The 15917-nt window shown below is 54.7% G+C and carries 16 protein-coding genes; 8 read left to right on the top strand and 8 right to left on the bottom strand.

Annotated elements, in window-relative coordinates:
* Positions 1–95 precede the first annotated feature (95 nt).
* Genes lysC through K9G39_RS09390 form a run of 4 tightly spaced genes read left to right on the top strand, consistent with a single transcriptional unit; the run spans position 96 to position 4310 of the window.
* Positions 96–1511 (top strand): lysine-sensitive aspartokinase 3, encoded by a 1416-nt coding sequence (gene lysC, locus K9G39_RS09405; protein ID WP_292004665.1) that lies wholly within the window; start codon positions 96–98, stop codon positions 1509–1511.
* Positions 1512–1552: 41 nt separating this feature from the next.
* The gene (gene purM / locus K9G39_RS09400) at positions 1553–2542 is read left to right on the top strand and encodes a phosphoribosylformylglycinamidine cyclo-ligase (RefSeq protein ID WP_292004664.1); all 990 of its coding nucleotides are present in this window, start codon (positions 1553–1555) and stop codon (positions 2540–2542) included.
* A 41-nt stretch (positions 2543–2583) separates the two neighbouring features.
* Positions 2584–3291 (top strand): glycerol-3-phosphate 1-O-acyltransferase PlsY, encoded by a 708-nt coding sequence (gene plsY, locus K9G39_RS09395; protein ID WP_292004663.1) that lies wholly within the window; start codon positions 2584–2586, stop codon positions 3289–3291.
* A gap of 17 nt (positions 3292–3308) precedes the next feature.
* Complete coding sequence (locus tag K9G39_RS09390; protein WP_292004684.1) at positions 3309–4310, top strand: NAD(P)H-dependent glycerol-3-phosphate dehydrogenase; 1002 nt, start codon at positions 3309–3311, stop codon at positions 4308–4310.
* A 12-nt stretch (positions 4311–4322) separates the two neighbouring features.
* Here K9G39_RS09390 and K9G39_RS09385 read toward each other — a convergent pair whose 3' ends face one another.
* Genes K9G39_RS09385 through K9G39_RS09375 form a run of 3 tightly spaced genes read right to left on the bottom strand, consistent with a single transcriptional unit; the run spans position 4323 to position 7266 of the window.
* Positions 4323–4817, bottom strand: coding sequence for a histidine phosphatase family protein (locus K9G39_RS09385; RefSeq protein WP_292004662.1), 495 nt, complete (start codon positions 4815–4817; stop codon positions 4323–4325).
* Positions 4817–5941 (bottom strand): glycoside hydrolase family 3 N-terminal domain-containing protein, encoded by a 1125-nt coding sequence (locus K9G39_RS09380; protein ID WP_292004661.1) that lies wholly within the window; start codon positions 5939–5941, stop codon positions 4817–4819. Before K9G39_RS09380 ends, K9G39_RS09385 begins: the two co-directional genes overlap by 1 nt.
* Positions 5938–7266, bottom strand: a complete 1329-nt coding sequence (locus K9G39_RS09375) for an AAA family ATPase (RefSeq protein WP_292004660.1) — start codon at positions 7264–7266, stop codon at positions 5938–5940. Before K9G39_RS09375 ends, K9G39_RS09380 begins: the two co-directional genes overlap by 4 nt.
* 203 nt (positions 7267–7469) lie before the next feature.
* Here K9G39_RS09375 and kdsA point away from each other — a divergent pair, with 203 nt between their 5' ends.
* Positions 7470–8300: a 3-deoxy-8-phosphooctulonate synthase gene (kdsA, locus tag K9G39_RS09370; protein ID WP_292004659.1), complete on the top strand. Its 831-nt coding sequence runs from the start codon at positions 7470–7472 to the stop codon at positions 8298–8300.
* A 36-nt stretch (positions 8301–8336) separates the two neighbouring features.
* On the top strand, positions 8337–8882 hold the full coding sequence (locus K9G39_RS09365) for a 3-deoxy-D-manno-octulosonate 8-phosphate phosphatase (RefSeq protein ID WP_292004683.1): 546 nt from the start codon (positions 8337–8339) through the stop codon (positions 8880–8882).
* Between the two features lie 15 nt (positions 8883–8897).
* Here K9G39_RS09365 and K9G39_RS09360 read toward each other — a convergent pair whose 3' ends face one another.
* The 5 genes from K9G39_RS09360 to ruvX all read right to left on the bottom strand — a co-directional run bounded on the left by K9G39_RS09360 (position 8898) and on the right by ruvX (position 13275).
* A complete protein-coding gene (locus tag K9G39_RS09360) occupies positions 8898–10376 on the bottom strand; it encodes a hypothetical protein (RefSeq protein ID WP_292004658.1) in 1479 nt (492 codons plus the stop codon).
* Positions 10377–10416: 40 nt separating this feature from the next.
* Positions 10417–11280, bottom strand: a complete 864-nt coding sequence (locus K9G39_RS09355; RefSeq protein WP_292004657.1) for an NAD(+)/NADH kinase — start codon at positions 11278–11280, stop codon at positions 10417–10419.
* Positions 11277–12149 carry a prephenate dehydrogenase/arogenate dehydrogenase family protein gene (locus tag K9G39_RS09350; protein WP_292004656.1) on the bottom strand — a complete coding sequence of 291 codons (873 nt, stop codon included), beginning with the start codon at positions 12147–12149 and terminating at the stop codon, positions 11277–11279. The genes K9G39_RS09355 and K9G39_RS09350 overlap by 4 nt, the downstream gene beginning before the upstream one ends.
* A gap of 4 nt (positions 12150–12153) precedes the next feature.
* Complete coding sequence (pyrE, locus tag K9G39_RS09345; protein ID WP_292004655.1) at positions 12154–12735, bottom strand: orotate phosphoribosyltransferase; 582 nt, start codon at positions 12733–12735, stop codon at positions 12154–12156.
* A 111-nt stretch (positions 12736–12846) separates the two neighbouring features.
* Entirely contained in the window at positions 12847–13275 is a 429-nt protein-coding gene (gene ruvX, locus K9G39_RS09340; RefSeq protein WP_292004654.1) for a Holliday junction resolvase RuvX, read from the bottom strand.
* 236 nt (positions 13276–13511) lie between these two features.
* Between ruvX and K9G39_RS09335 the strand changes: the two genes are divergently transcribed.
* Positions 13512–14945 (top strand): FAD-dependent oxidoreductase, encoded by a 1434-nt coding sequence (locus K9G39_RS09335; RefSeq protein WP_292004653.1) that lies wholly within the window; start codon positions 13512–13514, stop codon positions 14943–14945.
* Positions 14946–15290: 345 nt separating this feature from the next.
* Positions 15291–15809, top strand: a complete 519-nt coding sequence (locus K9G39_RS09330) for a heme-binding protein (RefSeq protein ID WP_363319383.1) — start codon at positions 15291–15293, stop codon at positions 15807–15809.
* Positions 15810–15917: the final 108 nt, after the last annotated feature.

Here is a 15917-nt window from a genome sequence, read left to right as displayed (position 1 = left end):
GGGAAGGCAGGCGATTCTGCCCTCCTGTTGACCTGTAATACAAGATAAGTGAAACTCTTGCAATTAGACAATCTGAAACCTTACCGGTTGCTTTTATGGCGGTTATGAAATTCGGCGGAACCTCAGTAGGTAACGCCCGGGCAATGCAGCAGGCAATCGATCTTGTTGTCCGTGAAAAAAAGAAAGGGACTCCACTGGTGGTGCTCAGCGCCTGCAGCGGCATCACCAACAAGCTTGTCCGTCTTGCCGATTCTGCAGGCCTGGGCTCGCTTGACGAAGCGCTGGTACTTGCCGGGGAGGTTCGCCGGCACCACACTGATCTCATAGATGAACTGGTAGAGTCTCCGGAGTTGAAAGTGGAACTTTCCGCCAGAGTTGAAGAGTATGTCGCACGGCTTGAAATGCTGGCCAGAGGTATCGATATTGTCGGGGAGCTTACCGAACGTTCCAGAGACTCGATCTGCTCATTCGGCGAGCTGCTTTCGACCACGGTTTTTGCCGCGGTCATCAAAGAGCAGGGCAATGATGCCCAATGGGTCGATGTCCGCAAGGTGATGATTACCGACGACAATCACGGCTTTGCCCGTCCGCTCGCTGAAATCTGCAAGGATAGGACAGACTCCATCATCAGACCGCTGCTTGAGGCAGGAACCATTGTCGTTACCCAGGGCTACATCGGAGCTACACTTCAGGGCCGGACAACCACGCTCGGCAGGGGAGGATCCGATTTTTCCGCAGCGCTTTTCGGTGCATGGCTCGACGACAACGCCATACAGATATGGACCGATGTTGACGGCGTCATGACCTGTGATCCGCGGCTTGTTCCCGAAGCTCGCAGTATCAGGATCATGACCTTCAGCGAAGCTGCGGAGCTTGCCTATCTCGGCGCTAAAGTGCTGCATCCCGATACCATCGCTCCCGCCGTCGAGAAGAATATTCCTGTCTGGGTGCTCAATACCTGGCATCCCGATGCAAAAGGCACGCTCATTACCAACGACCCGGAACGACTTTCGGGTATGAGCTACGGGGGCCTTGTCAAATCCATCGCCGTCAAGAAAGGGCAGTGCATCATCAATGTCCGTTCAAACCGCATGCTGGGGCGTTACGGTTTCATGAGCGAGCTTTTCGGCGCTTTCTCACGTCACGGTGTCTCCATCGAAATGATCTCCTCGAGTGAGGTTTCAGTTTCGGTGACCCTGGATGACAAGAGCTTCAGCGACGAGCTGCTCCAGGAGCTCGGGGCTCTTGGACAGGTCGATATCGAACACCGTGTGGCTACCGTCAGCGTCGTGGGGGATAATCTTCGGATGTCGAAAGGCGTTGCAGGAAGAATTTTCAGTTCGCTCAGGGATGTCAATCTCCGGATGATCTCGCAGGGCGCCTCTGAAATCAATGTCGGTTTTGTGGTTGAAGAGAAAGATGTCGAGACGGCAGTCAATACGCTGCATCACGAGTTCTTTTCTGGAGAGGAGACCGTCGGGATTTTCGAAAAGCCGGCAGGAAACCCTTAAGCGACTGCTGCCGTTTAATGCATAAAACAGATTACGTTATCATGGATTACAAGAAAGCCGGAGTCGATATCAGCGCGGGTGAAGAGTTCGTCCGCATGATCAAGCCCCAGGTTCGCCGGACCTTCACCCCCAATGTCATAACCGATATCGGCGCGTTCGGAGGTTTTTTTCTGCCGGATTTTTCCGGATACCGTAAACCGGTGCTTGTCAGCAGTATCGACGGTGTCGGCACCAAGCTCAAGATCGCTATCGAACTCGGTATCTACGATACTGTTGGTTCATGCCTCGTCAACCACTGTGTGAACGATATTGCAGTCTGCGGAGCCAAGCCGCTCTTTTTTCTCGATTACTATGCCTGCGGCAAGCTGACTCCGGCCATTGCGGCAGGAGTGGTTACCGGAATGGTGACTGCCTGCAGGGAGAACGGCTGTGCGCTTATTGGAGGAGAAACCGCTGAAATGCCGGGTGTCTATGACGAAACTGATTTCGATCTGGCCGGTTCGATTGTCGGTGTTGTCGATCACGAAAAAATCGTGAACGGCTCTTCGATCGAGGCTGGCGACGTACTGATCGGACTGCCGTCCACCGGCCTGCACACCAACGGCTATTCGCTTGCGCGAAAAGTGCTCGAGGGCAGGATGCAGGAGCGTTTCGAAGGGCTTGAAGGGTCGGCAGGCGAAGAACTGCTCAAGGTGCACCGAAGCTATCTGCCGGTTATCGGTCCGCTTTCGGGCTCTCCTGATGTCAGGGGGCTGTCGCATATTACCGGCGGCGGACTCACCGGCAATACCATGCGCATCATTCCCAAAGGTCTTGCCCTGTCGGTCGCCTGGGACTCATGGCCTGAACCTGCAATTTTCAACATCATCCGCAAGGCGGGCGAGGTTCCCGAAGAGGACATGCGCCGCACATTCAACCTGGGTATCGGTCTGGTGATGGTGATTCGCCGCGAAGCTGCCCCTGAGATGATGGAGTATTTGAAATCCATCGGAGAAATTGCATACATTATAGGTTCAGTTACCAACGCCTGATTTTTCATACAGTTTTTCGCAATAACGCAATCATCAACTCTATGCTGACGTTAGTTGCCATTATAGCAGTAAGCTACATCATCGGGTCGATTCCCACCAGCATCATGGCGGGAAAAATTATCAAGGGTATCGATATCCGCCAATTCGGCAGTGGTAATGCCGGTGGCACCAATGCCTTCCGGGTTCTCGGATGGAAAACCGGTCTTACGGTTACGCTTATCGATATCGTCAAAGGCGTTGTTGCCGCCGTGTCGGTGGTCGCGTTTTTCCGCCACCACCCGATCGACGTTTTTCCCGATATGAACGAGGTCGCCCTGCGTCTGGTCGCCGGTATGAGCGCGGTTATCGGCCATGTGTTTACCGTTTTTGCCGGATTCAAGGGAGGCAAGGGGGTCAGTACCGCGGCCGGCATGCTTATCGGCATCGCTCCGGTCAGCATGCTCATGGTTATAGGCGTTTTTCTGCTCACAATCTATCTGTCTCGCTATGTTTCGGTGGCCTCGATACTCGCTGCCGTAGCATTTCCTCTCATCATCGCCATCCGGAAGTACATTTTCGAACTCGGCACAGGTCTGGATTACTATATCAGGCTGTTCGGCGAGCAGCTCTCTTTCCATGACAGCCTCGACTATCATCTCCTGATTTTCGGCTTCATCGTCGCACTCGGCATTCTCTATACCCATCGTGCCAATATCAGGAGGCTGCTTTCCGGCACGGAGAACCGGGTAACCTTCGGAAAACATTCGTGAGCCGCCCGTCCGCTCCTCTGCACATTGCCGTACTTGGTGCAGGAAGCTGGGGCACCACGCTTGCCGTTCTTCTTGCCTCAAAAGGATACCGGGTGAATCTCTGGGCACACCGTGCCGAATTTGCCGCAGAGCTTGCCGCCAAACGTGAAAACAGCCGTTATCTCAACGGGGTGCGTTTTCCCGATACCCTGCAGGTTTTCACATCTCTGCAAGATGCACTTGCTCCTGCAGAGATGTTTGTGACGGCGGTTCCCTCCCAGGCCCTGCGTGAAACCGCCGAACAGTTTCGTGATCTTCCGGTAGAGGGAAAAATCATCGTCAACGTTGCCAAGGGCATCGAGCTGAAAACCGGCAAGCGCATGTCGGAAGTGCTGCTTGAAACCATTGCCGGGCTTCAGCCGTCGCAGGTTGCAGCCCTCTACGGGCCGAGCCATGCCGAAGAGGTTTCAAAAGAGCAGCCGACCACGGTTGTCGCCTCATCCACCTCGGTTGAAACCGCAGAGAGGGTTCAGGAGGTTTTTCATACCAGCATGTTCAGGGTCTACAGCAATACCGACATCATCGGTGTCGAGATTGCCGGTTCAGTGAAAAACATCATTGCCATCGCGGCAGGTATTTCCGACGGTATCGGTTATGGCGACAACGCAAAAGCCGCTATCATTACCCGCGGACTTGCCGAAATGTCTCGCCTTGCCGTAAGCCTGGGCGGTGACCCGATGACCGTATCCGGACTTTCAGGGATAGGCGATCTTGTGGTAACCTGTCTGAGCCGTCACAGCCGCAATCGTTATGTCGGCGAAGAGATAGGACGTGGTCGTTCGCTTGAGGATGTGGTGAGCCACATGAACATGGTTGCCGAAGGCGTGCTGACCTCAAAAGCCGTTTATGAGCTCAGCAAGGCCAGAGGTGTGGAAATGCCCATAACCCAGGCGGTCTACGAAATGCTTTTTGAGGGGAAGCCGGTTCAGCAGGCCACTCTCGAGCTCATGACCCGCGAACCGAAAAAGGAAGGGTACTGAACCGCATACCCATCACTCGTGTTTTTTCGGATAGTCGTACCAGATCTTCATTCCTGAACGCTCCCCGGCCTCAGCCCACGATCCGCAGCTGAGATCGATGCGGATTACCCCGCAGGTAACCATGTTGTCGAGCCGTTCTCCCGTAAGGAAATTCGAGAAGTCCGTCATGACGGGATTGTGTCCGAAAAGCATCGCTGAATCGCAGTCATGGGAGAGCGATCGCACTATCTGCAGGAGCGCTTCACGGCCCCCGGTATAGATCTCCATCTTCTGCACAATCTCGCTCTTCGGATAACCGAGGATTTCGGCAACGATTTCCGCAGTCGTGATCGCCCGGTTTGCCGGGCTTGACACTACAATCGAGGGTTTCCCCACCTTTTCTTTCATGCGCGCAGCCATGAGGGGGGCTGACGCCATCCCGCGGTCGTTGAGAGGGCGATCGAAATCGCTCTGCAGGGTGTTGTCCCAGCTCGATTTCGCATGGCGTACCAGATAGAGTGTTTTCATTATTTGCAGTGATAAAGGTAACGTTCCTTGAGTGCCATGATTCTCCGGTAGGAACGGTCGATGCGGGTTCTGTCGATAGTGCCGTTTTTTACCAGCTTATGGATGATTTTCGTGGCTTTTTCAGCGATATCCGGATCATAGGAGGTGTTGTTGCCGAAGAGCAGGATATCCACTCCGGCGTCGAGGGCCAGGCGGATGGCTTCTTCCAGCCCGTAATGGTCGGCAATGGCTTTCATTTGCATGTCGTCGCTGACGATTACCCCCTTGAAGCCGAGTTTTTTGCGCAGGAGGCCGTCAAGCACCTTTTTTGAAAGTGTCGCAGGGTATCGGCTGTCGAGCTTCGCGTTGAAGACATGCGCAGTCATCACGGCATCGTCGTAGCCAGCAGCGATCATGGTCCGGTAGGGGTCGAGCTCATCCTGGGTCCAGCTTGAGGTAACGTCGGTAAAGTCCTTATGCGTATCGGTCGATGAGCTGCCATGTCCGGGAAAGTGCTTCAGGGTGGCTATCACACCCTCCTGACGCCATGCGTTTGCCGTCAGGGTCGCGTTTCGGATAACAATTTTCGGATCGGCCGAAAAACTGCGCCCGAGCTTTCCGATAACCGGGTTGTTCGGGTTGACGTTCAGATCGACTACCGGTGCGAGATTCATCGGGATATGCATTTTTTTCAGCGTCGCAGCGGTAACGAGGGCGGCACTGGTAGTGCTGTCGGGATTGTCGAGGGCGCCAAGATGTGCTGCTGAAACGCTCGGAGGAAACCCTTTCGAGCTTTTCAGCCGGTTTACCTTTCCCCCTTCCTGGTCGATTGCGATGAGCATCGGGATTTCCGAAAGATCCATCAGTTCAAGCGCGAGTTTCGAGAGCTGCTCCGGGCTGCCGATGTTCCGAACCGGGGATTTGGCTGGAACATCGTAGTCGAAGAGCACCACTCCCCCGATATGGCGTTTCCGGATATCGTCGACGATTCCGGGAGCTTCGGCGGTCGAGAGTCCCCTGAAGCCGATCATGAGCATCTGCCCGATTTTGACGGCCATGCTGTCTGGCCGTTCCGCAGCCCTGGCCTGCATCGGGGCGAGTTGCATGAAGAGGAGCAGGGCGGCAGCGAACGTTTTCAAAATCATTCCGCCCCCACCGCTTTTGTTACGGCAAGCTCTCCGTCGGACAACCCTACCCTTACGAAGTCGTTTTCCTGCACGGCACCCGAAAGAATCAGTTCCGAGAGCCTGTTGGTTATCTTGCGCTGCATGACCCGTTTCAGGGGCCTGGCGCCAAACGCAGGATCGAAACCTGCGTTGGCAAGCCAGTCGAGGGCTTCGGGGGTGATCTCAAGGGCAATATGCTGGCGCATGGCGGTTGCCCTGATGCGCTCGAACTGTACCTCCACAATCTGACGAAGATCATCTCTGGAAAGCGGCGTAAAGAGAATGATCTCGTCGATCCTGTTGAGGAACTCCGGGCGCACCTGCTGCTTGAGCATCTGGAAGAGTTTTTCCTGCAAACCCGAAAGTACAGCATCGCGGTTCACGCCGTTCATTTTCTCCATCTCCGCCTGGATAAGCTGGGCTCCGATGTTGCTGGTCATGATGATGATGGTGTTCTTGAAGTTCACCGTATGCCCCTTGCTGTCGGTCAGCCGCCCGTCGTCAAGAATCTGCAACAGGATGTTGAACACATCGGGGTGGGCTTTTTCGATCTCGTCGAGCAGCACTACCGAAAAGGGTTTTCGCCGCACGGCTTCGGTCAGTTGCCCTCCCTCTTCATATCCCACATATCCCGGAGGCGCGCCCACCAGACGGCTTACGTTGTGCGACTCCATATATTCGCTCATGTCGATGCGGATCAGGGCATCCTCGTCGTCGAACAGATAGTCTGCCAGCGTACGGGCCAGTTCAGTTTTTCCGACACCCGTCGGCCCGAGAAAGATGAAGGATCCTATCGGTTTTTTTTCGTCGCCCATTCCCGCCCGCGACCGCTTGACCGCCTCGCTGACAGCACTGACCGCCTCATCCTGCCCGATGACGCGCTTGTGCAGTTCATCCTCTATGCCGAGCAGCTTCTGCCGTTCGGACTGCAGCATCTTGCTGACAGGTATGCCGGTCCAGCGGGAGACGATGTCAGCTATATCCTCGGCATCGATCTCCTCTTTCATGATCAGGTCGCCGGAAGCCTGCTTCTCCTCAATTTTTTCACGGTTCTCTACAATCTGGCGCTCGATGCGCGCTATGCTTCCGTAGCGGATTTCCGCCACCTTGCCGTAGTCTCCTTGACGTTCATATTCTTCGGCCTGGAGCCGGAGCTGTTCAAGTTCCGATTTCAGTTCCCTGGACGCTTTGATCAGCTCTTTCTCGGTGTCCCACTGTGCCTTGATCGCGGTCTGTTCCTCAACAAGACTGGCAAGTTGTTTCTCGATCTCCTTCAGGCGTTGCCGGGTATCAACTGTGCTCATGGATTCAGTCGTTTTTGATTACGGGTGCTGCAGGTAACCTGTTGCAACCTGATTTACTTCGTCCGCAACAGGTTTCATGGTTGTTCCCTTAAGATAGGTACCTGTAATAACGAATAATGTTGTAAATTTAAGGTCTGAGTAAAAAAAATGCCCGAGATTTCTTTTCTTTTAAGGTAACTCGTAATAAAATAACCGGTAACAGCGTGCAAAAGTTCTCCATCGGTTCCATTGAAATTCCGTCGGACGGCTCTCTTTTCTTTATTGCCGGTCCCTGTATCATTGAAAGCCGTGCCATGGCCTTTGCTGTGGCCGAAGAGTTGCAGCGTATCGGCAGCCGGGAGGGGGTGACTTTTATCTTCAAGGGTTCGTACCGAAAGGCGAACCGTTCTTCTGCTTCGTCTTTTACCGGCATCGGCGACGGCGAAGCGCTCGAGATACTTGCAGCAGTCCGCGAGCAGTTCGGCATGCCGGTGCTGACCGATGTGCATGAGGCCTCGGAGGTTGCTCTTGCCATCCCCTATGTTGATGTGCTGCAGATACCCGCGTTTCTTTCGCGTCAGACGGAACTGCTGGTGGCTGCAGGCCGGAGCGGTCTTGCCGTTAACATCAAAAAGGGGCAGTTCATGGCTCCTGAGGATATGGCACTTGCCGCCGAAAAGGTAGCTGGAACAGGAAACAGGAGCATCATGCTCACGGAACGGGGCACCAGTTTCGGCTATCACAACCTTGTGGTCGATTTCCGGGGAATTCCGCAAATGGCTGATACCGGCTATCCGGTGATATACGACGCAACCCACAGTCTGCAGCTTCCCGGTGTCGGCAACGGGGTTTCGGGAGGCGAGCGCCAGTATCTGCTTCCGCTTGCGAGGGCGGCGGTAGCTGCGGGGGTCAACGGGATATTTTTCGAGGTGCATCCCGATCCGGCTTCGGCACTCTCCGATGCGGAAACCCAGATAGCCCTTTGCGATTTTTCCGCTGTTATCAAAGAGCTGCGGCAGCTTTCTGGCTGCATGCAGTCGATTCATTCACGTTAAACAGGAACCCTCTTGTCAGGTTTTCAGTACTTCGGGATGGAGCCCTCTCTTGCCGATCCATCTTCCAAAATCCAGCAGGCCCTTCAGGGCGTCAGGGCCATTGTGTTTCCGGTAGATGGCGTGCTGAACGGGCCCCGTATGACCTTCGACTGCAAGGGAGGCGAGATTATCTCTATCTCCAACCGCGATGCATCGGCCCTTAAGGAGGCGCTTCGCCATGGCCTTCTCGTTGCGGTCGTTTCCGACCGCGATGCAGGGTGTTTCCGTCCTGTTCTCGAGTCACTCGGCATTACCAGTCTCTATCTGGAGGCTTCCAGTCTGCTTGAGGCCTATGAGGCTTTCCGGCAGGAGCGCTCGCTTCAGGACGAGGAGTGCGCCTATATCGGCGACGATATTGCCGATGTGCCGGTGCTCGAAAAAGCGGGATTTCCCGTTACTCCGATAGACGGAGCCGATTATCTCAGAAACCGTGTCGGTTACATCTCGGCCTATGAAGGAGGAAAAGGGTGTATTCGGGAGATTGTAGAGATGGTGCTTCAGCAGCAGGGAAAATGGCTGTTTGCCGATAACAGTCAGGAGTAGGAGGGGCTTCGGACTTTATCCGACCTTCATATCCTGCGGGAACATTTCGGTACGCTCCGTTTCCGTTTGGCCTGCCCGGTTGAGCAGCAGGGCGGTCTCCTCGAGGGTGAGAACGCCTACGATGTTCGTGCCGTGGTTCGGCTCAACATGTACATCGCCGAGATACTCCGCGCCGGACTGAAGCGCCTGTTCAAGCGCCTCGATTTTACCGAAAAGGCTGTATGCCGCCGATTGCGGCGTCGAGCAGGAGACCGGAGGATTGTTTTGGCCATGCACGAAGTAACCCTCAGGCAGGATGCTGCCGTCCGGGTAGCCGTGCCAGTGCGTCATCGAAGCGCCTCCCTCTTCAAGCATTTCCGTAAACGGCGCACCGGGCTTCAGGGTTTTCAGGATTGAGGCGATAAAGGCGTTGCCAAGCGCATGAGCAAGAATGGTAAGGGTATCGAACGAGGGTTTTGTAACCGATCCTTCGGGTAATCCTTCCGGGGTTTTCAGATAGGCAGCACCTTTTTCCAGCCCGATTTCCACCAGATCGGTTTCGATGTCCAGGCGGTTTTTCCGGCATCCGGAACGGGTCGTGAGCACCCTCACATCTGGAACGTCGACCAGCAGGGTGCGATTTCCTACCCTGACCGGTACCATCGCGGCTTCATCCTTCGGCTCGCTCCGGTCGAGATACAGGGCGGGCCGCACCCTTACCGGCAGCTGCCGGGCGAAAAACCCGTAACTCATCCCGCTGCGCTGGTCGAGGTAGCGGGCTACGATTTTCCGGTAGAAATCATTTCGGTATTCAAGCCCGTCTGTCGAGGTATGCGTCAGCAGGTAACTGCTCGATGCCCATCTTCTGCTGCATCCGATAAAGTCAGTAGCGGTCTTTTTGAATTCCTGGCTGCTGACCCGGAGCGATCCGTGGCGGAAGTCCAGGTCTTCCGGTCTCGGAGGCACGACCTGGGCAGTCAGTTTCGGCACCAGAGTCCCCCGTACAGCTTCCCTCGTCGGCAAGGGGGTGTCGAAGGTCACCACACCGCCGTTCATGGTGCAGATCGTCCACGAATGCTCTGTGACGTAGATCAGAATATGCACCATGTCCCGGGCCAGTCGCCGGACGATCGCATCGAGCCTTTCCTGGGGCGGCGCATCGGCGGTGAGCGGCGGCGGCTCGTCGTAGATGCCGACAATGATGTTGTTGTAGAGAGTGGAAACCCTGTTTATGGCAAGCTCGCTGTCGGAGAACATGCCGGGAGCGAGAATCACCGTGCCGGGACTGAACCGTCCGCTGGAGAGCAGCGATTCGCTGCAGGATTCGGCAGTAATGCCGAGCGAACGCATGGTTCCGTTCAGAGCCTCACAGAAGCGCTCAAGCCTTTCCGGGATGGAGCGGGCAGGGTAGAGCACGCAGCGCAGGTTGGCGCACATCGCATCCAGGCCGAGAGGTGTCTCACGGGCGATGCCGAGAAGGCGGTGAAGTGATGCCGGGCTGATGCTGTTACTCATGCATTTCCTGAAAGATGGGTGAGGTCGCCTATCCGGGGGGTCATTCCGGCAGGTTGAGCGAATGTTCACGCCCCCAGAGCAGTTTGGTGCGCAGGATCTCGCAGTAGTCCCTGTCTTCGTTGGCGACCAGGTTGATGAGCGCATCCGATTTTTTCACCGTTACCGTCTCCTGGGGCTGCAGCATTCTGGTGATTCGCCCGTCACAGTTCAGGGGAAACTCCCCCGACTGGGCATCGACGGAAACCTCGATGATCTTGTCGTCGCTGATGACTATAGGTCTGACCGTCAGCATGTGAGGACAGATGGGCGTGATGACGAAGACAGAGGACTTCGGTGCGATAATAGGCCCGCCCGCTGACATGGAGTAGGCTGTCGATCCGGTCGATGTCGCTATGATGATGCCGTCTGCCCGGTAGGAGCCGAGCAGTTCGCCGTCGAGCCAAATGACGAACGTGGGAATTCTCGGATAGGCCCCTTTTTCGATCACCACATCGTTCAGCGCCCGCATTCTCTGTTCACGGCCGTTGTCCATCGTTATGGCTTCAAGCTGTGTCCTGTTGTGGATGGAGTAGTTTCCCTCCACAACCTTTTCGACGGTCGCAATCATTTCATCCTTGCTGAATTCGGTCAGAAAGCCCAGTCGGCCGACATTGATGCCGAGCACCGGCTTTGTTTCGGAGTAGTGCGAGGTGTAGAGCAGGGTACCGTCTCCTCCGAGCGAAATGAACAGATCGCACAACCGGTTGAGATCGTCGATTTTTGCCGAAGGGCCTGTGCCGAGTTTTTCGGCCGAGAGCGATTCAAGCACATAACCAATCCGTTTCCGGTCGAGCCATCCGGTCAGTTCTTTTGCCAGAAGGACGGCCTCCTTTCGTTCAGTGTTGACGACAATGGCGAGTTTCATGGCTTGTGGAGCTCCTTCAGGGTTTCGTACAGGCGGTTGGCGTTGCTGAATCTCGATGCAAGGCCTTCGATGTTCTCGTTTTTCACGTCCGAGGAGAGCGACAGCAGCTCACCTGCAAACCGCTCCAGTTCTGCGGCGATATTACCGCTATTGGTGAGCACAATATCCTGCCAGATCGACCACGAGCTGCCCGAGAGCCTGGCCAGCGTCGCAAAGCCCGGTCCCGAAGCAGCAATGTTCTCTTCACAGTAGTTTATCAGCAGCGTGGAGAGCAGCTGGGGAAGGTGGCTTATATTGGCTACAATACGGTCGTGGCTGACCGGGTCCATCAGCATGGTCCGGCATCCCGCCGACTCCAGCAGTTCCATCAGTTCCTGTCCTCCCTGGCCGTCAAGAAAAGCGCCGTTATCGCAGAGAATCACGGTTTTGCCCCTGAGCAGCTCTTCATGAGCCGCGCGGAATCCCTGCTGTTCCCGGCCGGCCATGGGGTGCATGCCGATAAAAGGAATTCCGAGTTCGCGCGCCTTTTCGGCTATCAGCGCCTTGGTGCTCGATACGTCGGTCACCAGCAGCGGAGAAGCGGCATACTCCCTGATTTCGTCGAGCAGCCCGATGTTCACCTGCACAGGCGCCGCCAGTACGATAAGATCCGCGTCGTAGAGGGCTTTTTTATCGGTTTCGAACCGGTCGAGCCCCAGACTGAGCACCTCCAGGCGCTCCTTTTCGCTGAACGAAGGGTCGTACCCCTTCATGAAAAGCCTGTTCACTCCGGCAGGCTGCGACAGCCTGAATGCCCGGAGGAGCGATGCGCCTATCAGCCCGAGGCCGACAAACGATATGGTTCTGATAGCAGGTTTTTGCTCGCTCATGCCGTCAGTTTTGCTGGTTAGCCCTGCTTCCCGGAGCTTCGACAGGAATACCTTTCTTGCAGAGCGGGCACTCCTCGGGTGAATAGCTCACGACCTCCATCAGGAGCACCGAATACTGGTTGCCGGCAAGCCGTACCTTTCCGTTGCTGCGGTCAACCACCGAACCCACGCCAACCAGCTCGGCACCGGCAGCCTCGACCAGTTCGATCACTTCGGCAACGGAGCCGCCGGTCGTGATGACATCCTCCACGACAACAACCCGTTCCCCTTTTTGCAGGCCGAATCCTCTGCGGATGGTCATTTTTCCCTCCTTGCGCTCGGCAAAGATGGTTTTCACTCCAAGCTGCCTCCCGACCTCGGTACCGACCACGATTCCGCCGATTGCCGGCGAAATGACCGTTTCGACTCCGGACTCCCTGAAGTGGCCGGCTATCCGGCTGCAGACCGTCGAGAGGTGTTCCGGATACTGCAGTACTTTCGCGCACTGGAAATAGGTGTTGCTGTGTCGCCCGGAGGTGAGCCTGAAATGGCCTTCAAGCAGTGCTCCGGTCGATTTGAACATATCAAGCATTGACGGATTGTTCATGAATCGATTGCTGGGAATGGGTCGTTGACTGAAAAGATACGTAAAGCGTTAAAATACAGAAGCCGAAGCAAAAAAGGGAAAAGAAAAACCCCCTTCGGGCGGGCAGGTGCACTACCGGCGTGTTTCAAGATACTCCCTGAGAATGACGCATGCCGCCGCGGTGTCGAGCCGTCCTTTCCGGTTCCGTTCTTTTCTGCTGAGTCCCGATGCCGCAAGAATCTGCATGGCATCCCGTGAAGAGCGGTGTTCATCGACCCGTTCGACCGGCAGACCGGGGAATGCGATGGAGAGCTCTTCGATAAACCGGTCGATTACCCCGGTCATCCTGTTCTCCGATCCGTCGCTGCTGAGCGGGTAGCCTACGAGGATTTTTTCGATCTCTTGGCGACCGGCCATCTCCTTAAGCCGGCTGAACAGCGTCTCCCGGTCAACGGTGCCGACCGGCTTGGCAAAAAGCAGGAGTGGATCGCTCTCTGCAAGCCCGATGCGTTTTGTGCCGTAATCGATGGCGACTATTCTTTTTTTTCTGTCGGGACCCATGTCTTGAAAAATCTCTCTTTTTGATTTATTCTTTCAGTGCAGTATAAACAGCATGGAAGAACTTCTCTCTTACGGTTTTATTCTTTTTTGGTATTGGCGTGGCTTTGCGGTGATAAAATTTAGCATATGCTCAATATTCTTGTAGAACTGCTTGGCTATATGGCATTTTGATGTTAATTTTATAATTCAACTCTTTTTAGAGCATTCATAAAACAAGTATAACTGGAGAAGATGCAATGGCAAAGGTTGTTATTATTGGTGCCGGTTTTGCAGGGCATACTGCAGCGATGTATCTGGGAGATGCGATAGGCAAGGATCATGAAATAACGGTTGTCCACAAATTCGATTATTTCGGTTTTGTTCCATCGTGGGTCTGGCTGGGTATCGATGCCGTGAAGCCCGAGCATACCGTGTTCAAGTTAAAGCCAATCTACGACAAATTCAATGTGAACTTTGTGCAGGGTACCGTGACCTCGGTTCACCCTGACGAGAACTACATTATTCTCGAACAGGCAAACAATGCCGGTCCGGCAAGCCTCGAGTACGACTACCTGATCATTGCGACCGGTGCGCACATGAACTATGATGCGACACCTGGCCTCGGACCGAAAAAGTTCACCCAGTCGATCTGCCACTTCGATACCGCCATTCAGGCTCGCGATGCCTATCTGCAGTCGGTGGAGCGAATGAAGCGGGGCGAGAAGCAGAAGCTGGTCATCGGCACCGGCCATCCTCTTGCGGCATGTCAGGGTGCGGCCTTCGAGTACATCACCAACATCCATCACGATCTTACCCAGAGAGGCGTAAGGGATAAAGCCGAACTGGTTTACCTCACCAACGAGCCTGAAATCGGCGATTTCGGCGTTGGCGGCATCAATGTGGTCACAAAGGGAGGCCGGATTGCAAAGGGGGGCGACCTCATCGAGGATGCCATGGATGAATTCGGTATCGGCAAAGCCGTTCGCAGGGGCGTCAGGGAGGTCGATGCCAAAAAAGTATACTGGGAGGACTTCGAAGGCAATTACGGTGAGACCGAATACGATTTTGCCATGCTCATTCCCCAGTCGCGCGGCGTTAACTTCAAGTTTTTCGACAAGGAAGGCAAGGACATCTCCTCGACGGTTTGCAACCCCGGCGGCTTTGTGTTCGCTGACGGCATCTACGGCCTGAAATACGACGATCTGGTAAAGAACTCAAACGCATGGCCGGCCCAGTACTACAACCCCACATACAAGAACATCTTCTCGGCAGGTATCGCCTTTGCGCCTCCCGGCCCGATTTCCGAGCCGCATACCACCAAAAATGGCACGGTCATTACGCCGGGGGCGCCGAGAACCGGAATGATTTCCGGCGTGATCGGCAGGGTTGTGGCTTTCAACGTGATCGACATGATCAAGACCGGGCGCATGACGCACCGTGAGCGCATGTCCGAGATGCTGGCCGTCTGCATCGCTTCGAACGGCAAGTCGCTCTGGAACGGTTCGGCCATCGTGATGATCATCTATCCCATCGTGCCGGATCATTCTCGTTACGACAACAAGGAGGGGCGCGACATGTTCGTTACCAAGGTCGAGCGCGGCATTTCCGGAGCATGGCTCAAGCAGATGGTGGAAACCACCTTCATGCACAAGTTCCAGGGCCGTATCGGCTGGCAGTTCATTCCGGAATAACCGGGCAAGATTTCAATCAATGACAAAATGCGATAACCCATGAGGCCTACATCGTTTGATAAATTCCTGATGCGCTGCAGAATCTACCAGTTCTGGCGCTTTATCGTGCTGAACCTCAAGATCCTCAAAGCGGTCCATCACGATAAAACAGCCTGAGCGGAGAGTTTTTGCCGTTTCAGTGAAATACGTTTGTTCCATTCATAAACGCATATCTTTTTTCAGGGTATGCGTTTTTTTTATGGAAACCATCCAGCCTTTGTTCCCGGCACTTCTTCTGCAGTTCTTTTCCCGTTGCGTGGAGTTCTTTAGCCGAAGCCGGGTTTTCAAACCTTTAACAGGCTCCGGATGTTGATTCTGAAGAGTTTATTACATGACAGATCATTTTTTTATCCGGGGGAGGCTATGCCGGTTTTGATGGGTTTATTCATGACGTGTCTCCTGTTTGCCGGTTGTTCGGTGGTGGGAAAGCGAACAGCTGATGAGCCGCCTTATACGTTGATAGAAAAAGATGGAGAAAGAGAAATAAGGCGTTACGGTGATATGATCGTTGCTGAAACGGTTGTCGAGGGTCGATACAACACGACCAGCGGTCCGGCTTTCAGCCGTCTTGCCGGGTATATATTCGGGAAAAACCGGGGAAAGCAGAAAATCGCCATGACAGCACCGGTAATTCAGGAGCCTTTCAGTGAAAAAATCCCCATGACCGCTCCGGTATTGCAGGAAAAAAAAGGTACGGCATGGTCAATGATGTTTGTCATGCCTGAAGGATACACGCTTGAAACAACGCCTGAGCCGCTTGACGCGGCAGTCGTTGTCAGGGAGGTCAAAGGCAAAAAAGGGCTCCTCGCTGTTTCAAGTGGGTGATGATATCAGAAGCGTATATTGTGGTGTAACCAACTAAGCCAGTAACCAGTACGCTCATGAACGACCTTACCCTTTTTCAGATGGCCTTGGGACTTGAGTCCCCATGGT

The sequence above is a fragment of the Chlorobium sp. genome (genome assembly GCF_021740465.1).
Classification (GTDB): Bacteria; Bacteroidota; Chlorobiia; order Chlorobiales; family Chlorobiaceae; genus Chlorobium.
Note: the sequence above shows the minus strand (reverse complement) of the source record. Positions and strands in the feature narration are given on the sequence as shown.